Genomic DNA, 25,151 nt, shown 5'->3' on the forward strand with positions numbered 1-25,151 from the left:
CGCAGGCTCTCAGGTCGCGGGCACCTTCAGCTTGTCCCAGCTGACCTTGCCCGGGATGCCGTCCGCGTCCCTGCCCTTGAAGCCGAGCTTGCGCTGCCAGGCCCGGTAGGACTCACGGTCGGCGTCGCTCCACTCGGGGCTCGGTCCCTCCTCGTAGTGACCGCAGCCCTCGGCGACCAGACGCCTGCCCATGGCGGTGATCACCGCGGACTTCTGCCCGTCGTGGAAGAAGCCGGCGCCCGGGAACGGCGCGTACGACGGCTTCGAGGGAGCGGGCCTGGGGTCCGGGTCGGGTGCCGGGGACCGGCCGGCCAGCCGGTCGGCGATCCGCTTGCGCATGCCGTCCATGGTGAAGCCGCGCGGGTCCACCTTGCCCGGCTGCCACTCCTTGTGGCCGATGACCGACGCGGCGCTCCAGCCGTGGTGGCGGCAGATCGCGGCGGACACCTTCTCGATGGCCTCCTTCTGGGCCTCGGGCCAGGGGTCCCTGCCGTCGCCGAGGTTGATGCACTCGAAGCCGTAGAAGTGCCGGTTGCCGTCGGTGTCGGCCTCGTTGTCGTGCGGCAGCTTCGACTCGTTGACGACGGCGCGCAGCACGTCGTGGTCGCCGAGGCCCGCGTGGTTGGCGCGGCCGTTGCCGACGAGGTGGACGCGGCCCTGCTTGTCGATGACGCCGTGGCAGAGCGGACCGGGCAGGGCGGGGTAGCCGTCGTAGCAGATGTTCACGGAGTGGTCGGTGCCCGAGGTGACGGTGTGGTGGATCATCACGCCGTTGACCGGACCCCAGGGGCCCTTCGTGTTGCGGTTGTGGGTGCGCCAGTTGCGCACCTCGATCACCGTCACGCCTTCGGCGCGCAGGATCTCCACCAGCTTTGACGCGCTCATGGGTGTGGCCATCACTCGTCTCCGTCCACGGCTGCCTCCGCTTCCGCGGTGGTCTGCGACCTTCCGTGCGAGGGGTCCTCGGCCGCCAGTTCCTCACGGCGTGCCTGTGCCTCCGCGGCAAGGGTCGCCTCGTCGGCGGCGGGCATGCTGCCGGCCAACGGGCGGAAGCCGAAGCGCAGGTCGACGGCGCCCTCCTCACCCTTGACCAGGGCGAGCGGGGCGAGGTGGCGGGTGATGCCGGCGGGCTGCTGGAGCAGCGGGCGGCGCGCGGGGTCGGTCGGCCATTCGACGCTGCCGGTGGCGGTGCGCGCGGGGATCAGCCAGTGGTCGCCGGTGCGGTAGCCGCCGCCCTTGGCGAAGTACACCTCGACGCCGTCCTCCAAGGGCAGCCACTCCCCCTCGGTCACGGGCACCGCGCCGCCCTTCAGGGAGGTGGAACGCCCCTGGCGGCGGGGCCCCTCCCGGTGGTCCCAGCGGCGCAGGAACGGATTCAGGTCGGGCCGCCGGCCGACACCCGGCTCGGGCTCGGCGGACAGCCGGACCCGGCGGCCGGGCAGGTCCAGTTCCTCGACCCGCAGCAGGGGCAGGGCCTCCAGACGCGAGGAATACGCCGTGTCCGTGAACTCGACGAAGTCGCCGACATCCAGGTTCAGCTTGTCGTCGTGGCCGAGGGAGGCCAACTGCACCCAGGTACCGTCGAGTTCGTCGACCGGGAAGACCACCGAGCCGTTCTCGCGGGACCACTTGAAGGTGGCGTCCTTGGCCTCGCCGCCCGTGTGCACCTCGACACGGTAGAGCTGGTTCTCCGTTCCGCGGTAGCGGGCGTCGGGCCTGACCAGGCACGGGTCCTCGTCGGCGTGGTCGGGCCGCCGGCTGCGGGCGGCCAGGCGGGTGGAGGACAGGGACTGCTTCTGCGCCCACTTCTCGAAGGCCGCGCGGACGACGTCCTTCGTCAGGTCGCTGTCCTCGATCGCCAGCTCGGCGAGGGAGAGCGGCAGTACCTGCCAGACCACCTTCACCCGGGCCGCGGTGTCCGGCATCGCGGCCCCCAGGGCGACCTCGCGCAGCGCCGGGTCCTCGGCCGCGGTCACCGACCGCTCCCATACGTTCAGGTAGACCACGAACGGCTCCTGGGCGGGCGAGGGCAGCCGGTCGCCGGGCCTCTCCGGGTCGCGGTAGGCGTCGGGCTGGTCCCAGTACGTCCACCGGTCAGGCGGTGTCGGCGTGTCCTCGTCGGGCGCGTCCTCGTCGGGTACGGGCACTCCGGGCGCGGGCCTGGTCGCGTCGAGCAGGATGCCGTCGACGTAGTAGCGGCCGCTCTGGATGAGGAGCGTGTCGATGTCGTGCTTGCCGCCCACGTAGTCGATGCGGAAGCCCGCGATGTCGCGGCCCGCCGCGTCGCGCGGCCCGCCGTGGCGGCCGATCAGGTCGGCGGCGAGGGTGCGGGCCTGGTGGAGCTGGATCGCGGTCTGCTCGTTGGTGTCGGCGTCGAGCTGGACGCGGCCCTGCTGGGCGACGACCGCGGAGTAGTGCCGCTCCGGCCGGAAGGTGAGACGGGAGAGATCAGCGTGCATGAAGGGGGTCCCCCTGGTTCAGGATTCTGCGGGTGGGTCGTACGGCGGCACTGCTCAGGTCACGAAGAAGATCCCGGCGTCCGCACCCGCGGGCGTGTACTCCGCGAGCCGCGCCCGCAGACCGTCCTCGCGCTGCGGCCGGTACAGGTCGTGGAAGGCACCCAGCTCGGCACCGTCGTCCGCGCCCCGCCGGATCTCCTCGGGGCACCGGTCGGCCAACTGGCCGTACCAGGGCGTCCCGTAGCGCACCGATACGAACAACGGCCGTACGTCGGTGCAGCGATGGCGTCGCGGGGTGCGCGAGCCGGCGGGGACTGCCGAGTACCGCAGGCAGCCGATGCCGCGCCGGGCCACGTTCAGCCTGCCGGTGAAGACCGAGTTCTCGGCGATCTCCACCGCATGGGTGTGGACTTCGCCGATGACGGTGGTGCGGTGCACGTGGAGCACGGCGTGGGCGTGGCGGCAGTCCGGGGCGGACAGGGCCTCGCGGTCGTGCCCGGTGGCGTCCAGGATGCTGTCGCGGAGGTGGATGTCGAGGGGGTCCTCGCTCACCTCGTCGCCGATGACCTCGATGGTGCCGAGGATGCTGTGCTCGATCTGCAGGCAGGCGGTGGTGCGGTCCAGGACGATGCTGGGTTCCTCGGGCGAGTGCGGCTCGCACTCGGGCTCCAGGGACCAGCCGGGTACGAGGGTGCTGTGCCGTACGACGACGGCACCCATCGGGCCGGTGACGTTGATGCCGCGCCCGGCGACCAGCAGCCCGTCGAGGACGATCCGCGGCCGCTCGTGCGGCGCGCAGTCCTCTTGTACGGCACGGACGTTGAGGGCGTCGGGCCGGTTGCTGTACCAGTCGAGCAGCCGGATCACCGGCCGGGTGCCCTCGGCCGCGCGCAGCTCCAGCCGGTCGCCGGGGTCGAGGTCGAAGTCGAGCTGTTCCTGGTAGGCGCCGCTGTGGGTGATCTCGATGATGCCGTCGGGGCCGGTGCTGCCGGCCCGCCGGTCGTGCTGCCAGGCCCGGTAGGCGTCCATGATCTGGCGGTACGGCTGTCCCGGCCCTACCCGATAGAAGCTCGCGTCCGGCCGGTCCACCCGGTCGGGCCGCTCGTACTCGCCGCCGCCCATGTCGGCGCCGTACGCGTAGTGGTGGTCCACCCACACGCCCTGCCGGGGCGCCGACCGCGACCCGAACGCGATCCGCCCGAGCTCCGGGTCGACGGCGATCTGCCCCCGCTTCGGCCGGTAGCGCCAGTCGGACAGGTCCGCGACCACGAGGTCGGACGGCGGTACGGGCTTGTCCTCGCCGTCGCGCCGGATCACGAAGCTCTTGCCGGGGCCGTAGTAGTCCAGCAGCCGGTCGTGGAGCAGACGGCGGGTGATGAACGCGGGGACGTTGTCGACGGTGGCGATGTGCGTGGGCGACGGCTCCGGGACCGGCTTGGTGACCAGAGGGCTGTCGTTGCCCAGGATCGAGAAGGTGTACAGGTTGCGGGCGCGGTCGATGCAGTACGCCGGGGAGGACGTCAGCGAGTACGCCTTCAGCCGCCAGACGAACAGGGCGACACCGGCCGGGCTCCAACCGCCCTGAGTGCGCGCCGAGTTGGCGCGGCGGACGTCGACCGTGCGGGCCGTGGTGTCGAAGGGGCCGCCCTGGAGGGCGAGTGCCGAGCCGTCCCGGAGGTCGAGGAGGCGGCCCCTGCCGGTGTCCCGGTACAGCTTCACCGACTGGTTGTGGGCGACGAGCCGCGACAGCTCGACGGCACGGGCCGGATACCCGGCGACCTGCTCGGAGATCTCCTCCAGCAGGTGCAGCGTGCCCTTGCGGCGCCGGTTGGCGACGGTGGCCGCCACGTCCGCGCGCGGCGCGATGGCCTCGGCGAGCGCGGCACGCCCGCCCTCGTGCAGGCCCGTGGTGAGCACGCGCTCGTAGCCGGGCAGGGTGCGGTAGCCGACGAGATCGCCGAGGTAGGGCAGCACCCAGGGCGCCGCCGTCTCCACGAACAGGTCCTCGTAGCCCTGCTCCACGCCGTCGCGGACCCGGTCGAGCTGCTCGGCGATCACCGCGAGGAGCGCGCGCAGCGGCTCGCCCTCCTCGGCGTCGCGCAGGAGGTGCCAGCGGGGCAGCAGGGCGGCGAGGCCGTCCGGCTCGCGGGACGTCACCGGGACTGCCGTGTCGAACTGGACGTCCGCCTGGTTCGCGGCCATCACTTGACCTCCGTGAGGATGAGGGTGTCCGCGGCCCGCGGGGAGAGCAGGGCCAGCTGGGCGGGGCGGATGCCGCGGAAGACGTACACCGACCGGCCCTTCTTCAGGCGCCTGGTGTCGGTGATGTCGGGGTTGAGGCGCAGGAGTTCGGCGAGCGGGACGCCGTAGCGGGCGCAGACGGACGACAGGGTCTCGCCGTGCGGGTCGCGGACGGTGTGGATCTTCTCGTCGTACGCCGCCGGGTGCGCGGGCACACTGGAGCGGGGCTCGCCGGGGTCGCTGAGCAACGCGGCCAGCTCGCCGGGGGTGGCGGAGGCGGGGACGCCGGTGAAGACGTCGACGTCCACATGGTCGACGCCGGGCACGGTGTGGGCGGTGGCGAGGAGGTCGGAGAGCCGGGCGGGCTGCCCCAACTCCCGTCCCTCGTAGCCGAGCCGGCGCAGCAGTGCCGCCCGCAGCCGTGGTTCGACGTTCTCCCAGGCGTGGTCCGGGGCCACCTTCACCTTGGCCGCGACGAGCAGCAGGACCAGTTCGCGCACGTCCACGCGGACGGTCAGGTCGCCGTCGCCGTACTCGGTGAGCGCCCCGCGCAGGGCACGCAGTGTGTCCGAGTCGCCGTCCAGCGGCACATCATCCGTACCCGCGACGGTCACGTGCAGCACGCGCCGCCGCCCGTCGAAGAGTTCGCGCGCGGCGGCCCGGCCGATGCCGGCGCGGGAGCGGGCGAAGTCCTCGTAGTCGGCCGGCGAGACGAGCCGGTCCAGGGCGGAGACGGCGAGGGGGATCGTACGGCGGGTCAGGCCGGGGCCGTCGGCGTCCGCGCCGCCCGTCGCCGGGCGGGGGTTGGTGACCGCGGTGACGCCGAGCGGGCGGGTGAGGGGCTGGGTGATGCGGTTCGCCGGGAGGTTGGCCGCCTTGCCGGTGCCGAAGCGGTAGCGGGCGTGGACGTTCTCGTGGCCACTGGGCAGCCGCGCGCCGTGGATGCCGTCGCCGAAGGTGACCGTCGTACGGCCGTCGGAGGCGGTGCCGGTGATGTAGACCCGGTCGCGCGGTCCACGTCCGGCGAGGCTGTCCACCTCGTGCCAGAGCACCCCGTCCACCCGGATCTCCAGCACCGGTGTGGCGCCGAGGGGATTGTCGCCGGCGAGCCAGGTCAGCGGGGACTGCCAGAGCGCGAACGTCTGGCCCACGCGGTCCGAGTCACCGCTGCCGATGGCTTCCTCCCGGCTCTCACCATGGGTGGCTTCGACGACATTGCCCAGGATGCGGACCGTCTCTCTGCGGTAGCGGTGGGCGAGATCCGCGGTCAGGGTCAGCCGGGTGTGAACACGGTCGCCGGGCAGCTGCGGGTCCACTGTGGCGTCGGCGGCGGCGATCGTGACGATCTCGTCGGCGGTCACCCCGGTCGTCCCGGGGATGTCGCTGCGCTCACCGGTGACGACGAGCAGCCGCCCGGGGCGCAGTCCGTCGTACAGCTCGGCGAGTTCGATCTCGTTGCCGTGCACGTCCTCGCCCAGCGGCTCGTCCGCGAGCCGCAGCGGCTCGCTTCCGGCGTACACGGTGGTGTCGCGGATGTGCGAGAGCAGCACGTCGAACTCGTCCAGCCACGGGTCGGCGAGGGTGAGTTCGGTGCCGCGGCCGGTGATGCCGTAGTTGGAGTAGGCCGCCGTACGCGCCGCCACGACCTGGGTGGTGACGAACGCGAGCTTCGGGTCGCCCGGTATGCCGTCCTGGGCACCCTTGGCGGGCCGCAGGATGGCGACCCAACTCCCGACGGTGATGCTCGTGTGCACGCTGTCGAGCTGCAGCACAGCGCGGTTGACCGGCGCCGGCTTGCTGGCGATGACGATCTCGACGTTCGGCTCGGTGCTGCCCACCGTGTAGCGCAGGCTCACCTCGTACTCGCCGTGGGTGAACTGCTCGGTGGCGCCCGGCAGCAGGGAGATCTCCTGCGCGGTGCCGTTCTTGACGCCGACGTGGACCAGCCCGTCGTCGCCCGGCCGGGACACCGTCAGGGTGCGCTCGGGAAGACCGTCGCGGAGGTGGATGCTGACGGCGGGCTCCTGGCTTGAGCCGCTGGAGAGGTCGACATGCCCGGGACCGAGCCCGAAGTTGACCTGCTGGGCGAGCGGCAGCGTCACGGCCCGCTGATCGGAGCTGTTCCCCTCGACGTACTGGAACTCCGCCCGGACCGGCACCTTGCCCGCGGTGTCGTACACGACTCGCATCCCGGTCAGCACGGCCCCCGTCAGCGGCCAGTCCGCACTCCTGATGACCCGCCCCCTGTCGTCCTGAACGGGCTTGAGCGGGGCGGTGGAACCGAAGGGGGCGGCGGTGACTCGCATGGCGAGCAGGGCACGGAGGAGCTGGGCGGATCCAGGGACACCAGCTTTGCGCCAGGCGGGATAGAGACTGCCGAGGCCAGGATTGAGGGTGCGTAGGAGCCGGGCGGTGTCGGTACCGGGGAGCTGGGGGCCGGGTCCGGTCGGCGAGGCGGGAGCTTGGGCCCGCAGGGCGGGAAGGACCGCCGCCAGAGCATGAAAGGCGGCGGCACGCGAACCCCCCGTCAGGGGCGCGGGGCTGTATTGGATTTGCGGCTTCCGCCGCGCGGGCGCGACAAGCCCAGACGGCGCAGCAGACACCAACCCACCTGCCGAGGCACTCTCGCGCGTGCCCTGCGCAGGAGCCAACTCCAGTGCCCGCTGGGCAAGTTCAGCCAGCACGGCCTGCAACTGCTCGAACCACGCAGCCACATCCTCCCAAGGCCCCGCCAACACCTCCGCCTCGCCGAGCCGAGCAACGGGCTCCGCCAGCACAGCCGCAAGCCTCTCCGGCGTCTTCACCCCGTCCAAAGCGACCCGCAGCGACGCCAGCACCTGATCCTCGAAGTCCTCGATCATGCGGCTGACAGGCCGCGGATTGGGCACCTCCGGCGTAGGCGGCTCCTCCCCCGGCTCCCCCGGCCCGGCAGGCAGGGCAACCCACCGCCGCACCTCGTCGACGAGCTCCTTCAACGTAGGCGGCGCAGAACTCGGCAGCGAGATGGCCGTGACGTCCTCGTCCCGGTCAACCCGCACACCGGCGACCGGCAGCAGCTTCCGCTCCCCACCCGCCTGCTCACCGAACACAAACAGCAGCTGGTCCCCGACCTGCAGAGAGTTCGAGGTCCCCTCGACAAACAGCTCGGAGCGCCGCTCAAGCTCGTCGGGCGTCACCAAGGACGGCCGCCGCCTGCGCACCTTCAGCTCGTTGAAGTCCCAGCGGGCGCTGAGGTCCCGACTGGTCTCGAAGGTCAGCGACTCCTCGTCCGCGGACGCGGGCACACTGTGGGCACGGGCCCCGCGCGGGATCACCACGGGCAACGTCTCCGCACGCGGATCACGCTCAAGCGTGTACGCGAGATGCGTCGCGGCGGCCACACCGGGCCGCGGCCGGTGTCCGACCAGCCGCCCGAGCAGCACCAGCGACCGGTGCTCGTTCGCCGTACGGACATACGCCTCGTCGGCGATCCGCTCCGAGTGGAAGGTCAGCAGGTCACCGAGGACGGCGGCGGCATCGAGAAGCCCGATCGCCGGGTCGTCCGGGGTGCGGACCGTGAGGCCTTCCAGGGCCGGGTACGCGGGCGAGGCGAGCCGGTCGAGCAGGGCGGCCAGGAACGAGCCGTACTCGCCGACGCGGTAGTCGAGGGCGGTGCGTCCGGGCGGGTTGTGCGGCGGGGCGGGCGCGAGGCGCTCGTCGTGGCCGCCGCAGCCGCAGGTGCACTCATCGGTGGCGGTCATCGCGCCGCACCTCCCAGGGATATCGCCAGCAGGCCGTTCTCCGGCCGGTCGGGGTCGTTGTCGCAGGTGGCGATCTCCAGCGGGCCGAGCCGCAGCACGCCGTCCTCCCTCTCTCCTCGGTCCTGTTCGAACAGCCGCCGCAGCCGGGTGACCTGGACGCTCTCCACTCCCGGTACGGCCGCGGCGACGGCGACCAGTCGGCTGAGCCGTACGGGTTCGCCGAAGGTCAGCGCGTCCGGGTGGAAGAACCCGAGCCGCCCGTCGGCGAGGCGGCCGCTGCCGAGCACGCGGTACAGCTCGGCGAGGATCTGCCCGTGCTGGTAGCCGGGCCTGGCGCACACGGTCAGCGCGATGTCGAGCGGTACCAGGCGGGCGGGGCCGACCACGAGGTCGTGGCCGATGCGCCGGTACGCCTCCAGGGACTGCTCGACCTGGGCGAGCAGTTCGGTCGACGGGTCGGCACTCCCGTATGCGTCGATCGCGATGTGGGCCTCCTGGACGCTGCCGGTCCAGCGGATCTCGGCGGCGGCGCGCTGCACTCCGGGGAGCTGGGCGGCGAGGGCCGCGTAGTCCTCGGCGGTGACCGCGCGCAGGCGCGTGCGGCGCAGGTCGAGCGGGGCCAACTGGCGTGCCTGCTCGACGGGTTCGGGCTCTGTGCCACCGGTGGCGGGCAGCGGGTTGCGGACCACGGCGGCCGGCGGATGTGCGCAGTCGCTCTGGACGACCAGGTGGTTGATGGCCTCGGCGCCTACGTTGCCGGCGATGCCGCCGCCGAGTCGGTAGTGCAGGGCGAGGCGTGCGCCCGGCTTCGGCTTCGCGCCGTGCCGCCCGTCGCCGAAGCGCAGGGCGATACGGCCGTCGTCCTCCAGCTCACCGACGAAGTGCCGGTCGCGGGGGCCGCTGTGCAGCAGGTCGCGGCGGGGCAGCCAGGTCAGGTCACCGTCCTCGACGCGTACGGCGGGCAGGGCGCGGCGCGGGTCCTGGGCGAGCGCGGCGGCCGCGGAGCCCCGCAGGACCGGCTCGTCGGGGTGCAGTCCGGCCGCGTACGCCGGACCCCAGCTGTGGGCGATCTCCCAGGCGATGTGCCCGTCGAGGACCGCGCCCGCGCGGGCCCGGGAGACGAGGACGGCCAGGCGCCGCTGCTTCGTGTCGAGCAACTCGTCGTTGCGGTGCAGGAGTTCACGCAGCGCACGGACGGGATGCGTCCGCATCTCGAACCGCTCGATGACCTTCAGGCCGTAGATGACGGTGAGTTCGTCGATCTCCTCGTCCCCGAGTCCGTCACGGTCGCGGGCGCTGCGCCACAGTTCGACGAGCCGCTGCCGGACCGCTCCCGGGATCGCGGCGAGCCGCGCGGCCTGCCCGGCGGCCACGGCCTGCGGGTCGGGGAAGGCCACCGCCTGCACGACGGGTGTACGCGAGAGGACGGGCCGGAACCGTGGCACGAGGCCCGGGTAAACGGACTGTGCGAGCAGGGTGCGCAGGGCTGCCGCCTGGGCGTACGCGGTGCCGGGCACCACCCGCTCGTGCCGCTGCCCGGCGCGCTCCAGCCCGATTCCGGCGCGGACGGTCGCCGCCTCGCCGACCACCGCGAACAGCTCCCGGACGTCGTCCGGTACGAGGGCCTCCGCGTTCTCCGTCTTGTCCGTGAGGACGTTGATCAGCCGAGCCGGGGCGTTGCCCTCCTCGCGGTCGTGGCAGCCCAAGTCCGGCGGGGCGCAGGATGCGACGACGGCCGGCGCGGGCGGCACGGTGGCCGTCTGGGGGAGTCCGGTGAGGGTGCGGCCGTGGTCGACGAGGACGACGTTGCCGCGGGCCAGGGTCACGTCCTCGACGGGCAGGCAGTCGCGGCCGCCGCTCGTGCTCAGGCAGAACGGGAAGCGCAGGGCGTCCTCGGCGGCCCAGGTGACCTCCAGGACCGGCTGGTCCTCGATGCGGTCGACACCCGGGGTGACGGAGGTGAGGCGTACGGCCTGCCGGTGGCTCGGGTCCTGGTCTCCGGGGGTGCCGGTGCGCGGGCCCTTGACCTCCTCCAGCACCAGCAAGTCACCGGGCCGGAGGGCGAGTTGACGCTCCCGGCAGGTCTCCGGGTCGTCCCACTCGTCGCGCAGGGTGGCGGAGGTGGCGCCCTTCGGCAGGGTGCAGACCTCGCCTCCCCAGGTCCACAGGCGGATCGCGTTGTGGGCGACCTTCAGCTCCAGCGGGTCGGCGGCGACCACCGGTTCGAAGACCTCGACCGAGCCGCGCTCGTCCAGGTCGCCGAGGTCGTTCTCGTCGATGACCGTGCCCGGTTCGGGCCGGTCGTGCGGGTCGAGGGCGCGGACGTCGACGGAGGCGAAGCGGAAGGTGCCCGGGGCGAGTGTGTGGTCGCCGCCGGTCTGCACGGTGACGTAGGCCCGTGCGGTGCAGCCGTCGTGCATCGCGTAGTCGATGAGCCGGACGTGCCGCCGTACGGAGACCCGGCGGCGCGCGGTGTCGAGGTAGGCCTCGGTGGCCACCGCGTCCTGCTGGTAGCTGATCTGGTCGCCGGTGTACGCGAGCAGCTCGACGAGCGTGACGCCCAGGTCGGCGGGGTTGCGCTCGACCCAGTCGGGGGTGGTGAGCGCGAGCCGGTCCAGGAGCAGTCTGCGGATGGTGTCGTAGTCGCGGGCCGTGTAGTCGACGACGGGTGCGGCGGGGAAGGTTTCCGGCTCCGGCTCGTCGTCCTTGCAGTCGAAGGGGGTCGGGCAGTCGGGCCGGAAGGAGAAGGAGGCGCGGTGGTAGCGCTGGTCGAAGCCGCGGAAGGGTTCGGTTCCCGGGCGGCCGTACGGGTCGGTCTCGACGAGCGCGAACACGTACCGCGAGGTGTCGCCGGTCCGGTCGAGGGTGACGTAGAGCCGGTCGTCGAGCTCCGGGTCCTCCTCGCGTTCGATGCTGACGTCGACGGCGGTGATGCCGGTGATGCGGCGGCCGCCGTCGATACGGACGTTCTCAGGGCCGAGGCCGTGCGGGGCCTTGCCGAGGAAGGTGACGGTGAGCAGCAGCCCGTCGTCACTCACCTCGACGGCGTCGACTCCGTTGAGCTGTGCGGCTCTCACCTTGGCGCGGCGGGAGGTGGTCGTGCCGGTGCTCATGCCGCCCTCCCTTCGAATACGTCGTCGGTCCGGGCTCCGGTGGCCCGCAGGACGTACGACAGGTGGACGCGTACGGCGTTGTCGTCGCCGGAGACGTCCAGGGCCACGACGTCGATGAGGTCGCCGAGCCAGCGCTGGAGCGAGGCCTGTACGGAGAGTTCGAGGGTGCTGACCAGCTCGGGGCTGTTCGTCGCGAAGACGAGATCGAGGAGGCCGCAGCCGAAGTCGGGGCGCATGACACGCTCTCCCGGGCTGGTGAACAGCAGCTGCTCGATCAGGTCGTGGACGTGCGCGGCGTGGCGGGCGTGCGCGGTGCGGCCGCGGCGGTCGGCGTGGAAGGGGAACGCGATGTCGGTGCGCGGCTGTCGGCGTGTGGCGCGGCTCATCGGACGGTGACCTTTCGCTGTGCGGCCTGGACCACGGGCGGCCCCTGCGGCACGAAGGCCGCGCTGAAGCACTGGGCTGCGGAGGTGTCGAGCAGCACGGGCGCGCCGTCGACCGTGACCCCGCTGCCGCCGGCGGTCCAGCGGACCGACACGCACGGCGAGGGCACCCCGGCGACGGTGTGCGGGCAGCCGGTGACGACGTAGGTGTGCGCGCCCGTGGCGACGGCGGCGCCCCCGATGCGTACGCCGCCGGAAGGTGTGGTGGCGGCGGTGACCCGGCCGCCGTGCGGGCAGCCGATCACGGCGCTCGCGTCGAGCAGACTCCCGGACAACTTCTCTTCTCCCCCGTTGTTGCTAGCGCTTCGACCGAACGGTCAACTGGCCCTGGTTGATGGTGACGTGGTCGCCCTGCAGCAGGATCTCGGCGCCCGCGCCGTTCGCGATGACGACGACTTCCTTGGTGATGCGGATGTAGGCACCGCCCTGGGCCTGCAGCAGAATCCCCTGCTCGGCACCGGCGGTGTCGTCCATGACGATCTTGTGCGCGCCCGGTGTCTGCACGACGACCGGTTTGCTGGGCGAGTTCGCCTGCAGCGCGCGCCGCGCGTCGGGCGGCAGCTCTTCGGCAGCCCCGTACCAGCACCCGGTCCACACCGGGAAACTGGGATCTCCCTGCTCGAACTCCACCCACACACCGGCCCCCGGCGGCGGCACCACGAACTGCCCGGCCTCGGGCCCGGTGAACGGCAGGCAGGGCAGCGCCCAGGTGGACGGCTCGTCACCGAGGACGTCCGGGACCTCGACGGTGACACGGCCGATGCGCAGCGGGTCGTTGTTGTCCACGACCCGGCCGCGGAACTTGCCGAGGTGGCGATTGTTGGGTGCCGCCATGCTGAACTGCTCCTGAGTGATGAGGTGTTACGGCCGGACGCGGTCGTCGCGGGCTTCCAGGCCCTCCCTGGAGAGGGTGAAGTTCTGCTGGAAGGACCCCGGGCGCAGGTTGTGGGTGACGGACTTGACGTAGTAGTCGCCGTCGTACGCACGTCCCGAGCCGCGCACACCGACCAGTTGGCGGGGCTGCAGGACGTAGCCGTGCCGGTTGACGTCGAGCGACCCCGACCCGGAGACGACGTCCGCCGACACGGCGGCCCGGGCGAGGAGTTCGGCCTCGGCCTGCTCGCGCTGCTGCTTGGCGGTGCCGGAGAGGGTCCTGCGCTTGAGGGCCGGGGTGGGCCGGCGCCCGAGGGGCGGACGCAGCGGACTGATCGGCGGCTGGGGAAGGAGGGTGGACACGCGGGTCCCCGGATCCTGCCAGCGGGCCTGCGGTTCCTCCCTTGCCGTCCCGTCGTAGGCGAAGGTCAGCTGATCGACGGTGGTATTGGCGTCCATGTTGACGTTGAGGGCGTGCTGACGGATGCCGAGACGGATCTCGGGCCCCCAACGGGCGGAGGACTGACCGGGGTTGGGCCCGGGCTCCAGATAGAAGGTGTAGCCGTTGGCACGGGCGAGGTCGGTGACGTACTGGAGATCGGTACCGGTCTGGTAGTGCACCCGCAGGTCCTGGTGCGGCGGCTGGGCGATCTTCTCGGCGTAGACGTCGGGCCGGATGCCGTAGTCGGAGTAGCGGCGCAGGATGCTCAGCACCCGCTCGGAGGGCGGCAGGTTGGGATACCGGGCGGTGCGCTCCTCCAGGTCCATCAGCAAGGTCAGGTCCTCGCCGGTGACGGTGAGGGTGGAGTGGCCCGGCTGATTGCTCGCACCGACCTCCTGGCGCACGACGAGCCCGTCGAAGAGCACGTCGGTGGTGCCGCGGACACTCACGGTGACGATGATCCGCGTCTTCGGATCGAAGAACCCCTCGGGCAGCAGCCGCTGGTTGATGATCCCGGTCTTGGTGAGGTCGAAGGCGAGCTGGAACCCGCTCCTCTCCCCCGCCGTGGCGGTGATCTGCGCGGACAGCAGCGCCTCGGTCACCTCGGCCGGCACCGGCTTCACCAGCTTCGGCCCCATGAGGAGCGTGATGTGGACGGGGCCGTGCAGCACGGGCTGTTCAGACACGCCGACGTCCTCCGGGCTCGGGGACGTCGATGACCCGCCCGGCCTCGTCCGTCAACTCCCGTGGATCGAGTACGGGGTTGGCGTCGGCGATCCGCCACCACTGGCCGGGGTCGCCGAAGTACCGCTGGGCGAGGAGGTCGGGTCGCTCCCCTGCCCCGACGACATGCTCGTGGGTCTCCTGGGTGTCGAGCGGCGGCAGCAACCGGCGTTTGGTGTAACGGACTTCGGTGCCGTCCTCCTGGACGTGAATGCCGATCTCGGCGTCGTGGTAGCGGCTGGTGCGCGGGTAGGGGTGAGCACCCGGTATCGCGCTCAGGGCGCTCTCGTAGGACTCGATGTCAGCCATGCTTGCGGTCTCAGCCCCTTCCACTCAGTACGTCGACACCCGGCAGCCCGAGGGCCCCGAGACTCCCGCCGCGGGCGGCAGCGGCAAGCCGCTCCTTCTGTGCGAGGTGAGCCATGTAGAGATCGGCGCCGCGGTGCCCGGCGGGCAGATCGCTGACGGTGAGGATCTTCATGCCGATACTCAGCGAGGCCCGGATCGGATTGAGATTCACGTCGAAGGCGGACTCGTTGACGGAGAGCTCGGTGAGCCGCACGGGCATGACCCGCTTGCTCCCCCACGTGAACAGCGTGAGCGGCATCTCGATCGGGCTGATCTCGATGGTCCCGTTCTGCGCGAGCCGACTGGCGGCGCGCAGCTGGGCGGTGGTGGGCTGCACGAGCATCTCGAGGACGGCGAGCTGCGGATGAATCCCGTCGGGCGCCGCGATCTCCAGCTGATCGGTGGCGTCGATCTCGGCGGTGAACTTCCAGGTCTCCTGCGCCGGCCCTTTCAGCCTCAGCGCCTCGTTCCGGTCCCCACTCCCGGCGCCACCACTTCCGGTGTCACTGCTGTCCCCGGCGGACTGGGGCGCGATGCTGCGCTCGAGGGTGTCCGGGTTGAACTGCAGCACGATGATCCGCTGGGGGGTGCCGGTGTCGGGGTTGACGACGACTATTCCGGAGCGGATGGGTTTGGGGATGTCGGCGTAGCGGGTCACAGGCGGGCCTCCAGGCGGCTTATGAGCGGCGCGTAGTCGTGCTGCGGGAAGGCCGAGGGGAAGGTCTGCAGCATGCCCGTGAGGTTCTCCCGGTGTGCCCGGAACTCAAGACCGCCCAATGACACGTCGACAAACAGCATCTGCCAGCCGAAGGCGCCCTTCGTCAGGCGAAGCGCCTCCAGATAGGCGCAGTAGTCGAGCTCCATCCGGAGGAATCCCTGGGTATTGGTGTCTTCGTCGTACAGGTAGCGGTCCTGGTACCAGATCTCCAACTGGTCCTTGTGCGGTTCGATCCGGATGTAGGCAGCCTCGCCCGTCGCCCGAGCCGGAGCGAAGTCGATCAACCGCAGCTCCGACATCAGGGAACGTTCCCGATCCGAGGCCAGGTCGTTGTAGCGCGGAGCGTCGCGGAGGAGTGCCCGGTAGAGGTGCGGGAGGCAGAACTCGCCGTGCAGCTCCAGCTCAGGGTCCACGCAATGCCATTGGCACGACAGGGACCAGAACCGTAGGGCGCAGTTCTTGAGTTCGGCGCTGAGTCGTACATCCGCCCATTCCTTTTTCGTCCCGGACAGCGGATCGAAGTCGGCGAGAGGGAACGACAACTTCTCCCGCTCGTCCGTCACCTCGAACAGCGGATTGGATTTCAGCTCCCTAATGGATTCGACCTGCAGCTCTTCGCTTCGCGTCAATGCTTCCATGTGTCCTGACCTTCGATAGAAGTGGGGCTTCCCACCGTTCAGAATTGAAGACGCCCTTCCGCCATCAACTGGGCCAGGCGATTTCTGATCTTGTCCAGTTTGAATCTCTTGTTGTACGCCGCCAACTTGTTGATCATGTCCCTCTCGTCAACGAAGGGTCGTAGTTTCACGATCGCCGTCATCTGCGAGTCCCTGGCCTGAAGGGCGAGCTTGAGACGGTAGAGGTCCTTCTCCGTGTTGACGTTGATGGTGCGGTGCTCGGGGAGAGTCGGCGGTTTCTCCAGACTGGAGAGGACAACCTCGCCCTCCAGCCCCTTCTTGTCCCAGTGGGACTCGCTCTCACCGCTGGTACCCGGCTTCTGCGTGTACTTCCCCCATGCGGTGCGAAGGCGGCTGGGGAAGCCCGGGGGTTGCACGATCCGGCCGTCCGGGGCGTGAAGTTCGGGGTGATAGGCGATCTCCACCTGGTACCAGGCGATCCGACTCCCGTTCTTTATCCACTTGAAGGCAGGTCCCTCGGTCGCCCGGAGTCTCATGTTCTGGTAGTGCCGCGCCGGTACGAGGTTCTGGTTCATGGTGTTGCCGCCCAGTTCGGATGGCAGGAGATGGGTCCGATCCCATTGTTCGCTGTCGTTCAGCGTGTTCTTACCCAGATAGCGGAATCCGATCGGATCAGGCTTCCGTGCAGTGTTCTTCGAGCCCTCAGCCTCGGCGAATCGCACGTTGAGGTACTGCGAAATGAAGCTTGAGGCGAGTGCATTGTCCCGGAACCGGGGCGACTTGACCGGCGGCAGGCCCTTCTTCCGGTGCTCCGCATTCAGCCAGTCGACTGGTGTGGTCTTGTCGCCCAAGTCGTCGCCACCGGCGTCGAAGCCCTCCTCCGGAACCTCTGTACCGCCGATCACTCTGCCCTTCGGGTTGAGTTCCGCTTCGATCTCGAAATTCGGCGGATGGTTCCGCGTCAGGGCGGTGAGCCGATACCAGATCCGGTACAGGTTGAGCCGCTGGAGGTGCCGGTTCCGGGTGATTCCCTTTGCCAGACTGCTCCTTTCCTTCGGTTCTATCCGGGCGATGATCTTCTGCAGGCGCTCCTCCTTGGAGTCCTTCGAGTCCTCCTTCTTCTTGCGCCTGTCCTTGTCCCGCTTGGACTTCGGTCGCCCAGGCCTTTCCGTGTCGGGCTTGTTCTTGGGCCGGCGTGGACCGTGCTCGTCCGGTTTCGGCCTGCGCGGCTTGTCGTCCTCGTCGCGCCTGGGCCGCTTCGGGTCCTGGTCCTTGCCGTGTTTCGGCTCCTTCGGGTCGTCCTCGTCGTGCTTGGGCCTCTTCGGGCCCTCACCCTTGTCGCCGGGCCGCCTCGACGGGGCCTCCCTGCCGTCGCCCTTGGGCTTGCCCGGCGTTTCCTCCTTGGGCCGCCCCGGCTCGCCCTCCTTGGGCCTGCCGGGTGCCTCGTCCTTCGGCCTGTTCGTGCCCGGTGTCTCCCCTGTGTCCTTCGGGCGCTGTGGGGTCTCGTCCTTCGGCCTGTCGGGCGTGGAGTCCTTCGGCCTGTCCGGGGCCTTCGGCTCGGGCTTCGACTTCGGGCGGGGCTCCGGCTTCGGCTTCGGCCTGGCCGTGGGGGTGGGGCGGGTGTCCGGCTCGCCGGAGGGTTTGTCGGCCGGGCGGTGCTTCGGGCCCGTGGTGCCCGGTTCCGCCGGCTTCGGACGGGTCGGGGTGCCCGAGTCTCCGGTGGTGGGCTTACGGGTGGGAGCCTCTGCGCCCGCGGGACGCGCCGTCGTCGGAGTCCTCTCCGCCGGCCGGTCGCCTCGCGGTGCGCCTTCGTCCCCCGCGCCGGCGGACGGGCGGCGCCCCGGGCCCCCGCCCTCTCGCCCGCCGCGGAACAGCTTCGCGGCGATGCCCTTCAGGCGGCGGCCCACCTTGGCGACGTACTTGCCGACGGCGTCGAGCAGGTACTGGTAGGCGAGTTCGAGCAGGGCGACGATGCCGGCTGCGACCGCCTTGGCGAACAGGAGGCCCGCCCCGCCCTGGCGGACCGCGCGCAGCCAGGACAGGACCGCGCCCATGGCACTGAGGATGGCGCCCAGGGCGCCGATCGCGGTGCGGATGGCGTCGATGACGGCCATCGCCCAGCCGGCGCCGGGGATCAGCTTCGCGACGACCTTGGTGATGACGATCTCGCCGATGATGAAGGGAAGTTGGGGCACGACCGCGTCCCAGGTCTCCTTCACGATCTGCGCCAGCGAGAAACCGCCCTTGATCAGCTTCTCGATGATCGCCTTCGGGACGCCGAGAATCTCCTGGATCTTCTCCTGGAACCACTGTTTGACCGCGGCCTGCACCTCTCGGAACATGTAGTGCTTCGCGCCGTCGACGGCCGAGTTCTTCGCGCCGCTCAGCCAGCCGCCCGGGTCGTCCAGGAAGTCGATCGCGATCATCATGAACTCGCCCAGTGCGCCCAGGAGTTTGGAGGCGTAGTCGAGGATCGTCCTGACCGCGTCGATGATCGACTTGATGACGTCCATGAGCATCTTCTTGAGGATGTTCAGGATGTCGCTGAGCGTCTTGGCGAGCTGATCGAGCAGGTCGGTGACGAGCTGCTTGAGCTGGGCCGCGAGCCGGGTGACGAGGGCGATCGCCGCCGCGATCAGGTCGGTGACGAGCTTCCGTATCCGCCGGGCCAGTTCGATGATCTCCCGGACCATCTCCACGGCGAACTCGATCAGGTCCTCGATCAGGGTCTTGATCGTGTCGACGATGAACTTGCGGGCCTCGTTGATCCAGCGCTCGACGGTGTCCTTGAAGTTCTTGATGAAGTTGACGACCGCGTCACGAGCATCCCGGATGATCTTGACGATCGCGTTCTTGATCTCGATGACCTTCTGCTTGATCCAGTCGAAGGCCTTCGAGAGCCAGTTGCCCGAGTCCTGGGCCGCGGTGTCCGCCTTGGTCTTGGCGTCCGACTCGGCCTGCTCGCCCTTGTCCTTGATCTGTTTGTCGCTGTCGGTCTTCTGCCGGGCGACGTCGTCGTCGGTCTTCTTCTCGTGGTCCTGGACGTCCTTGCGGACCTTGTCCGCCCGGTCGCTCTTCTTGTCGCCGAGTTTCTTGAGCGACTGGTCCTGTTCCTTGCGCCAGTCCTCCCGGTGCGCCGTGACCTCGTCGAGGGCCTTGGTCCGCTGGTCGGTCTGGTTCCTGGTGTTCTTGCCGATCTCACCGTCGACCTGCTGCTTGTTCTTCTGCTGCGAGTCGCGGAAGTCCTTGTCCTTGGTCCGGCGGCCGGCCGACATGCCCTGTTGGCCCTTGCTGAACGCCGCCTGGAACTCCGGACCCTTGTCGTGCTCGGCCACCGCGGAGGCCGCGTCCGGCGGTACGGCGCCGGTGGGGGCCCCGCCGGGCACCGCGCCCTTGGTCCCGTCCGCGCCCGGCACCTTTCCCTGCAGTTCCTCCTGGGGAGCGTCGGGATAGACCTGGTTCTCGCCCATCGAGCGGCCGGCGTCGTCCCGCGCCGTGTCGACCGTCTCCTGGCCCTTGGTGTCGACGGCGGCACCCTGCTCGTCGGACGTCTGCTGGGCCGCGCCCTGCATCTGCACGCCGGGCGCGTTGCCCGCCTGGGCCTGCTTGAGGGCCTCGTCCTTGGTGGGCAGCCCGGCGAACTTGGCGGCCAGTTCCTGCTTGTCGACCTTGAAGCCGAGCTTCTCGGCGAGCCAGCCGATGCCGAAGCCCAGCGCCATCTTGAAGGTCTGCCAGCCGCTCGGCTCCTCCGCCTTCTCGGCCTCGATCTGCCCCTCGGGCTCCTTCGCGCCAGTGACCTGGGCGTTCTCCTGCCGGGGAGCCTCGGACTTCTGCGCCGGGTCCTGCGAGTAGCGGGCGGGCGCGTCGGTCTTCGGTTTGCCCTGCAGGGTCTGCGGTGCGCCCGCCGGGCGCTGCATGGAGGGCGGGGCTGCCGCGAGTTGCCGATGCTCGTCCCCCACGGTGCGGTCGACCGAACCGCTCACCCCGCCCATCGCCTGGTACGCCTGGTGCGGCTTCAACGTGGCTGCCGTGCTCAGTCCCGCCTCGGGCGAGACCTCGGAGAGGCTCGGGGCGGGTGCCGAGGCCTTCTTCGCCCTGCCCTTGCCGGCGGGCTTGCCGGCGACGCCGCCGGTCGGCGCAGGGGAGGCCGTGGGTGCGGCTGCCTTGGGCGCCCGTTCCGGCCGCGGGGCGGCGCCGACCGCGTCCTCGTCGGCCTGCCCGGTGCTCGTGGACTCGGCGGGCGGCCTGGGCGCAGGACGTGGTGCAGGAGCGGTCGCCCGGGCCGGCGCGGGCTGCGCGGGCGCGGCACCCTCGGGTCGAGGCGTCGCCCCGTTCTGGACGCCGCCGGTGGGACTGCCGGGCCTGTCCGGGGCGGACCCTCCGGCGACCTGCGACTCGCGGGCGGGTGCGGGCGCCGTAGCGTCGCCCGTACGTTCGTTCCCGCCGGCCGGGGCGGAGCCTGCCTGTTGCTGTTCCTTCCCCGGCGGTGCGGTGGCCGTACCGCCCGCCGCCCGCGGAGAGGCCTTCTCCTGAGCGGTCGTACCCCGTTCGCCCGCGGCCTGGGTGCCCTTCTCCTCCTTGGCCGCGTTCTCCTGTGCCGCCCCTTGCGGCCTGGCCGCCTGCTGCACGGTGGCCTGCGCGGTGACGGGACCGGCCTTGGGATCGTCACCGCTCTTGGGGTCCTGGGTGACGGATCCGGCGCCCGGCAGTGCGGGGGTCCGCTCCTGCGGTTCGAGGCTCGAGAGCAGGGAGTCCCCCGGTCCGCCCACCGTCTCGGGCGCAGTCGACGTGACCGGCTCGGCCACCGGGGCCCCGTCGGTGTCGTCCTCGACGTCCGCCTCCGCCGCCGCGTCCTCGGCGTCCTCCGCGTCGCGCTCCGCCTGGATCTGATCGGCCCTGGTCGGCGGCGGTGCCGGGAAGTCCGGGAGGGACTCGCTGCCAGGGGCCGCGTCCGCGCGCCGGTCGGCCGTCGGCACCCCGGACACGTCGGGGTCCTGGGCCGGCAGGAAGTCCTCCGGCTGAAGCTCCACGTCCCAGGCGCTGGGCTCGGCACCGCCGACCTCCACCTCCGAGGTGCTGTCGGAGAGTGCGCCCTCGTCGGCCGTGTCCTCGGGACCTTCCAGATCCTGGGTGCGTACGCCGTCCAGGGTGCCCGTCGGCGCGGGCAGCTCGGTGTCCCTGCCGGGCGCGGGCGAGCCCGTCGGCTGGTCCGACCCACGCCGGTCCGCCTTGGGCACCTGCCGGCCGGCGGCGGTCTGCTCGGCGGCACCAGGTCTGTCCCGGGCGGCGGGCTCCTCGGCGCCAGGGGTGGGGGCGCCCTGCTCCTCGGCCGGCGTTTTGCCGTCTTCCTGCTGCGTGCCCTCCTGCTTCTGCTGCTCTTCCTGCTGCTGGGGCTGGGAGTCCCGCAGGGCCTGCCCGGTCTCGGCACCGGCGCTCTGCGGCGTCTGAGGCGGGGCCGTCTCTTGTGTCACGGCAGCCGGCTTGCCCACCGTGGCCGACGGAGCCTCCTGCTTCGCCCCGGCTGCCGGCGCCCCGCCGTCCCGCGCCGCGGACCCCGGCGGCTGTCGCCGGGCCCGCGCCGCCGAGTCGCCCTGCTGCCGGCGGCCCTGCGCCTCGTCCTGGGCCCGTTGCTGCTGTTCCTCTCTGGTACCCCCGTTCAGGGGGGTGCTGCCGGGGGCGCCGGTCCGTTCCGCCCGCTCCTTCTCCGGACCGGGAGCGCTCGCCGGCCTCTCCTCTGTCCGGTCATCGTCGGCCGCGCGTTGCGCGTTCTCCCGCTCGGTGCGCACCTGCTCGGCCGTGTCGGGTTCGGCTGCCGGGGCGTCGTGCGCGTCGCGCTCCACGCGGTCGTCGCCGAAGTCGTCGTATGCCTCGATCTCGTCGACGAGGTCGAGCACCCGGTCGTGCTCCGGGCCGAGCAGGCGGCCTTCCAGGCGGGCGAGGACGCCGTCGAGCAACTCGGCGGGCAGCCCGGCCAGTTGGCGGCGGGTGCGCTTGGAGAGGTCCTCGGGGTCGCCGCGCAGGGAGCGTACGAGGGAGTTGGCGAGCCGGTCGACGAGGGTCGCCGGGTCGATCGCCTCGGCGCGCCGCCGGTCGGCGTCGACCGTGGCGTAGCGCAGCCAGCCGGGGGTGGCCTGGCCCTCCTGGACCTGCGGGGCGGACTCCTCCTGCGTGAGTGCCTGAGCGGTGGTTTCCGCCTCCCGTTCGATCGCCTGCTGCGGCAGGCTCACGGCGCCCAGTTCGCGGCCGGCGCGCAGGGCGCCCAGGCCGTGCGGGTTCTGCACCGTGTGCTGGAGTTCGTGGGTGAGCAGCCGCCGGCCCTCGTCGGTGCCGGGCCGGAAGGCGCCTTCGCGGAAGAGGATGTCCTGGCCGACGGCGACCGCGTCCGCGCCCAGCAGCTCGGTCAGCTGCCCGGCGTCCCGGCCGGTGTGCAGCCGTACCCGGCTGAGGTCGTGGCCGAGCTGTTCCTCCAGCTCGCGGCGGAGGCCCGGGTCGAGGGGCTGTCCGGCGCCGCTGACGATGTTCTTCGGCTCGGGCGTACGGGACTTGGCGGCCCGCTCCTTGCGCTTGCGGCGCCGCTGCTCGGCGGCCTGCTCCGAAGCGGCGTCCTGGGTCTGGGAACTCACCGGCCCACCTCCCCACGGCTGCCGAGCGCTGCGTGCACGTCCCGCGCCGGTTCCTGGCCCGGGCGGCAGACGGACATACAGACGGCCGGCCCGGCACTGCTGACGTGGTCCTCCGGCTCGACCGACCACCCCGCGCATACGTCCCGCGTCCGGGTACTCACCGGCCCACCTCCCCGTGCCCGCTGAGCCCCTCGTGCACGACCCGCGCCAGCTCCTGGCCCAGGCGCCGTGCGGAGAGCCCGGCGGGCAGGGGCGGCAGCCCGGACAGTGCGTCGATGGCGAGGGGGCCGCCCGCGGCCAGCGGTACGCCGTGCAGCCGTACGAGACGCGTCAACTCGCTCTCGAACGCGGCCGACACACGCTCCGGGTCGGCCCGGAAGCCGTCGAGCAGCAGCTCGCCGACCTCGATCCGGATCGCCGAGGGCTCCCGGTCCCTGGAGGAATTCACACCCATCCGCGGACCTCCGTGGGCGTCAGCGAGCGCTCCAGCTTCAGGTACTCGGTGCGGGCCGCGGCCAGCATGTGCCGCATCTGCAGCCGGTCGCCCTCCTCGGCGGCGAGGAAGGCTCCGGACAGGGCGATGTTGCGGATCGAGCCGCCGGCGACGGTGAGCTGGGCGAGCAGGGTCGGGTCGATGTCCTTGACCGGGGCCTGTGGGGGCAGTACGCGGCGCCAGATCTCGGCGCGCTCGTGCTCGGCGGGGAAGGGGAAGTCGACGACGAAGCGGATGCGCCGCAGGAACGCCGTGTCGAGGGCGTTCTTCATGTTGGTGGTGAGGACGGCCAGGCCCCGGTAGGCCTCCATGCGCATCAGCAGATAGCTGACCTCCAGGTTGGCGTACCGGTCGTGGCTGTCCTTGACCTCGCTGCGCTTGCCGAACAGGGCGTCGGCCTCGTCGAACAGGAGCAGGGCACCACCGCGTTCGGCGGCGTCGAAGACCCGGCGGAGGTTCTTCTCGGTCTCGCCGATGTACTTGCTGACGACCTGTGAGAGGTCGATCACGAACAGGTCGAGGCCGAGTTCCTTCGCCATGACCTCGGCGGCCAGCGTCTTGCCGGTGCCGGAGCCGCCCGCGAACATCGCGGTGACGCCGAGCCCGCGGCGCAGGGTGGCGGCGAATCCCCATTCCTGGTGGACGGTCGCCCGTTGCCGGACATGCGCGACGATCTCCCGCAGCACGCTGGTCTGCCGCTCGTGCAGCACCAGGTCGTCCCAGCCGGCCTGCGGGGCAATACGCCGCCCGAGCTCGTCCATGCCGATCCGCGCCTCGTCGAGCCCGGCCTGCCAGGCGAGTTCGCCGGCGTCCAGCTCGTCCTCGTGCGGCAGCCGGCGGTGCACGGCGGCGGCCGCGGACCGCACGACGTGCGGGGGCAGCTGGAACTGGGCGACCAGAGAGCGCAGTTCCCCCTCCTCCAGGCCGATCTCCTCGAAAGCGCCCGCCCACAGGCCGAGTTGCTCGTCGTCGTCCAGCCGTGGCACCGCCACCCGGGCCCCGTACGAACGCTCCGAACGCAGCGGGTCCTCGCTCGACACCACCACCGGTACGGCCGCCCCGGCCAGGAAGGACTCCGTCGCCGCCCGCTGGTCGCGGTCCAGCTCTCCCGCCTCGACGAGCAGCGCGGCGGGCAGCAGGATCGCCTCGCGCTGCCACAGCCGGGCCAGCCGGTCGCGTTCGGCCGGGTCGGACGGGATGTCCTCGGCACTCATGGAATACAGGCCCAGCCCTGCGCGGGCCGCCGCGGCCGCCGAGATGTCGGCCCGGCTGCGCAGATCACCGCCGGTGATCTCGACCAGCGGCGCCTCGGTCGCGTTCGTCCAGCCGTCGGCGAGCCGGGTGGCGGCCAGGTCGTACGACGGTGTCAGCACCTTCGGCACGGAGGTGCGTCGCAGCTGCCCGTGCAGTCGGGCGTCCAGGTAGGGCGAGCCCAGCAGGAAGTGCAGGATCCGTTCGTCCAGCCGCAGCCGGGACGTCGTCAGCCGTGACTCGTCCTCCAGCTCGACGATCCGCCACCGCCTGAGCGGCGCCACGGGCGTGAGCGCACTCCAGTGCGGCTCCGCGAGGGCGGCCAGGGCGAGGGAGAAGGTCGGGTACGCGCGTTCCGGGTCACCACAGGCCGCGGCGCACCGGGCGGCGGCCGTGGGCTCCAACTCGTGGGCGGCGGCCAGGAGTACGAGGTCTCGCTCGAAGGAGGTGAGGCTGAAGCAGGCGACGAGGGCGTCGAGGGGGGCGGTGCCGGGGCCGGGGAGAGCAGCAAGGGCGGCCGGCTCCTCGGCGCCGGACTCACCGGAGGCCGCACCAGCCTCACCCGCGGACACGAAAGCCCCGCCGGAACCGTGGCAGCCCGCGGCAGCCGGCTCCTCGGCGCCGGACTCATCGGAGGCCACACCAGCCTCACCCGCGGACACGAAAGCCCCGCCGGAACCGTGGCAGCCCGCGGCAGCCGGCTCCTCGGCGCCGGACTCATCGGAGGCCACACCAGCCTCACCCGCGGACACGAAAGCCCCGCCGGAACCGTGGCGGCCCGTGGCGGCCGGCTCCTCGGCGGAGGCCGCAGCAGCCCCTCCGGGTGCCGCGGCCGCCGCGTCGGCATCCCCGCACGAGCGTACGAAAGCGCCGTCAGCAGGCCCGCCCGCGGGCGCGAAAGCCCCGGCTCCCGACCCGTCTCGGGCAGTGGAAGCCCCGGCCGCGGCTCGCGTCGCGTGGGCGTCGACGTGGGCCAGGACGCGCCGGATCTCCGCGGTCAGTGTCGTCCTGCGCTCCTGTGCGCCCTGCTCGTCCATCCCCATGCC

15 protein-coding genes are annotated in these 25,151 nt (G+C 71.5%); all 15 read right to left on the reverse strand.

What is annotated here, in order from left to right; all coding sequences use genetic code 11:
* Positions 1 to 9: 9 nt before the first annotated feature.
* Positions 10 to 897: a peptidoglycan-binding protein gene (locus ACFY1E_RS15035; RefSeq protein WP_389075647.1), complete on the reverse strand. Its 888-nt coding sequence runs from the start codon at positions 895 to 897 to the stop codon at positions 10 to 12.
* On the reverse strand, positions 897 to 2,459 hold the full coding sequence (locus ACFY1E_RS15040; RefSeq protein WP_389075649.1) for a DUF6519 domain-containing protein: 1,563 nt from the start codon (positions 2,457 to 2,459) through the stop codon (positions 897 to 899). Before ACFY1E_RS15040 ends, ACFY1E_RS15035 begins: the two co-directional genes overlap by 1 nt.
* Before the next feature lie 54 nt (positions 2,460 to 2,513).
* Entirely contained in the window at positions 2,514 to 4,661 is a 2,148-nt protein-coding gene (locus ACFY1E_RS15045; RefSeq protein ID WP_389075651.1) for a hypothetical protein, read from the reverse strand.
* On the reverse strand, positions 4,661 to 8,440 hold the full coding sequence (locus ACFY1E_RS15050) for a putative baseplate assembly protein (RefSeq protein ID WP_389075653.1): 3,780 nt from the start codon (positions 8,438 to 8,440) through the stop codon (positions 4,661 to 4,663). The genes ACFY1E_RS15045 and ACFY1E_RS15050 overlap by 1 nt, the downstream gene beginning before the upstream one ends.
* Positions 8,437 to 11,553, reverse strand: coding sequence for a putative baseplate assembly protein (locus ACFY1E_RS15055; protein ID WP_389075655.1), 3,117 nt, complete (start codon positions 11,551 to 11,553; stop codon positions 8,437 to 8,439). Before ACFY1E_RS15055 ends, ACFY1E_RS15050 begins: the two co-directional genes overlap by 4 nt.
* On the reverse strand, positions 11,550 to 11,939 hold the full coding sequence (locus tag ACFY1E_RS15060; RefSeq protein WP_389075658.1) for a GPW/gp25 family protein: 390 nt from the start codon (positions 11,937 to 11,939) through the stop codon (positions 11,550 to 11,552). Before ACFY1E_RS15060 ends, ACFY1E_RS15055 begins: the two co-directional genes overlap by 4 nt.
* Positions 11,936 to 12,271 (reverse strand): hypothetical protein, encoded by a 336-nt coding sequence (locus tag ACFY1E_RS15065; RefSeq protein ID WP_389075659.1) that lies wholly within the window; start codon positions 12,269 to 12,271, stop codon positions 11,936 to 11,938. Before ACFY1E_RS15065 ends, ACFY1E_RS15060 begins: the two co-directional genes overlap by 4 nt.
* Before the next feature lie 22 nt (positions 12,272 to 12,293).
* Positions 12,294 to 12,830, reverse strand: coding sequence for a phage baseplate assembly protein V (locus ACFY1E_RS15070; RefSeq protein WP_389075662.1), 537 nt, complete (start codon positions 12,828 to 12,830; stop codon positions 12,294 to 12,296).
* Positions 12,831 to 12,857: 27 nt separating this feature from the next.
* The gene (locus ACFY1E_RS15075; protein ID WP_389075664.1) at positions 12,858 to 13,997 is read right to left on the reverse strand and encodes a hypothetical protein; all 1,140 of its coding nucleotides are present in this window, start codon (positions 13,995 to 13,997) and stop codon (positions 12,858 to 12,860) included.
* On the reverse strand, positions 13,990 to 14,343 hold the full coding sequence (locus ACFY1E_RS15080; RefSeq protein ID WP_389075665.1) for a hypothetical protein: 354 nt from the start codon (positions 14,341 to 14,343) through the stop codon (positions 13,990 to 13,992). Before ACFY1E_RS15080 ends, ACFY1E_RS15075 begins: the two co-directional genes overlap by 8 nt.
* Before the next feature lie 10 nt (positions 14,344 to 14,353).
* Positions 14,354 to 15,040 carry a hypothetical protein gene (locus ACFY1E_RS15085; RefSeq protein WP_389075667.1) on the reverse strand — a complete coding sequence of 229 codons (687 nt, stop codon included), beginning with the start codon at positions 15,038 to 15,040 and terminating at the stop codon, positions 14,354 to 14,356.
* Positions 15,037 to 15,738, reverse strand: a complete 702-nt coding sequence (locus ACFY1E_RS15090) for a hypothetical protein (RefSeq protein ID WP_389075670.1) — start codon at positions 15,736 to 15,738, stop codon at positions 15,037 to 15,039. Before ACFY1E_RS15090 ends, ACFY1E_RS15085 begins: the two co-directional genes overlap by 4 nt.
* 38 nt (positions 15,739 to 15,776) lie before the next feature.
* Positions 15,777 to 22,361 carry a DUF4157 domain-containing protein gene (locus ACFY1E_RS15095; protein WP_389075672.1) on the reverse strand — a complete coding sequence of 2,195 codons (6,585 nt, stop codon included), beginning with the start codon at positions 22,359 to 22,361 and terminating at the stop codon, positions 15,777 to 15,779.
* A 157-nt stretch (positions 22,362 to 22,518) separates the two neighbouring features.
* Entirely contained in the window at positions 22,519 to 22,815 is a 297-nt protein-coding gene (locus ACFY1E_RS15100) for a hypothetical protein (protein ID WP_389075674.1), read from the reverse strand.
* The gene (locus ACFY1E_RS15105) at positions 22,806 to 25,148 is read right to left on the reverse strand and encodes an ATP-binding protein (RefSeq protein WP_389075676.1); all 2,343 of its coding nucleotides are present in this window, start codon (positions 25,146 to 25,148) and stop codon (positions 22,806 to 22,808) included. The genes ACFY1E_RS15100 and ACFY1E_RS15105 overlap by 10 nt, the downstream gene beginning before the upstream one ends.
* Between the last annotated feature and the right edge of the window lie 3 nt (positions 25,149 to 25,151).

This window comes from Streptomyces sp. NPDC001604, from assembly GCF_042893475.1.
Classification (GTDB): domain Bacteria; phylum Actinomycetota; class Actinomycetes; order Streptomycetales; family Streptomycetaceae; genus Streptomyces.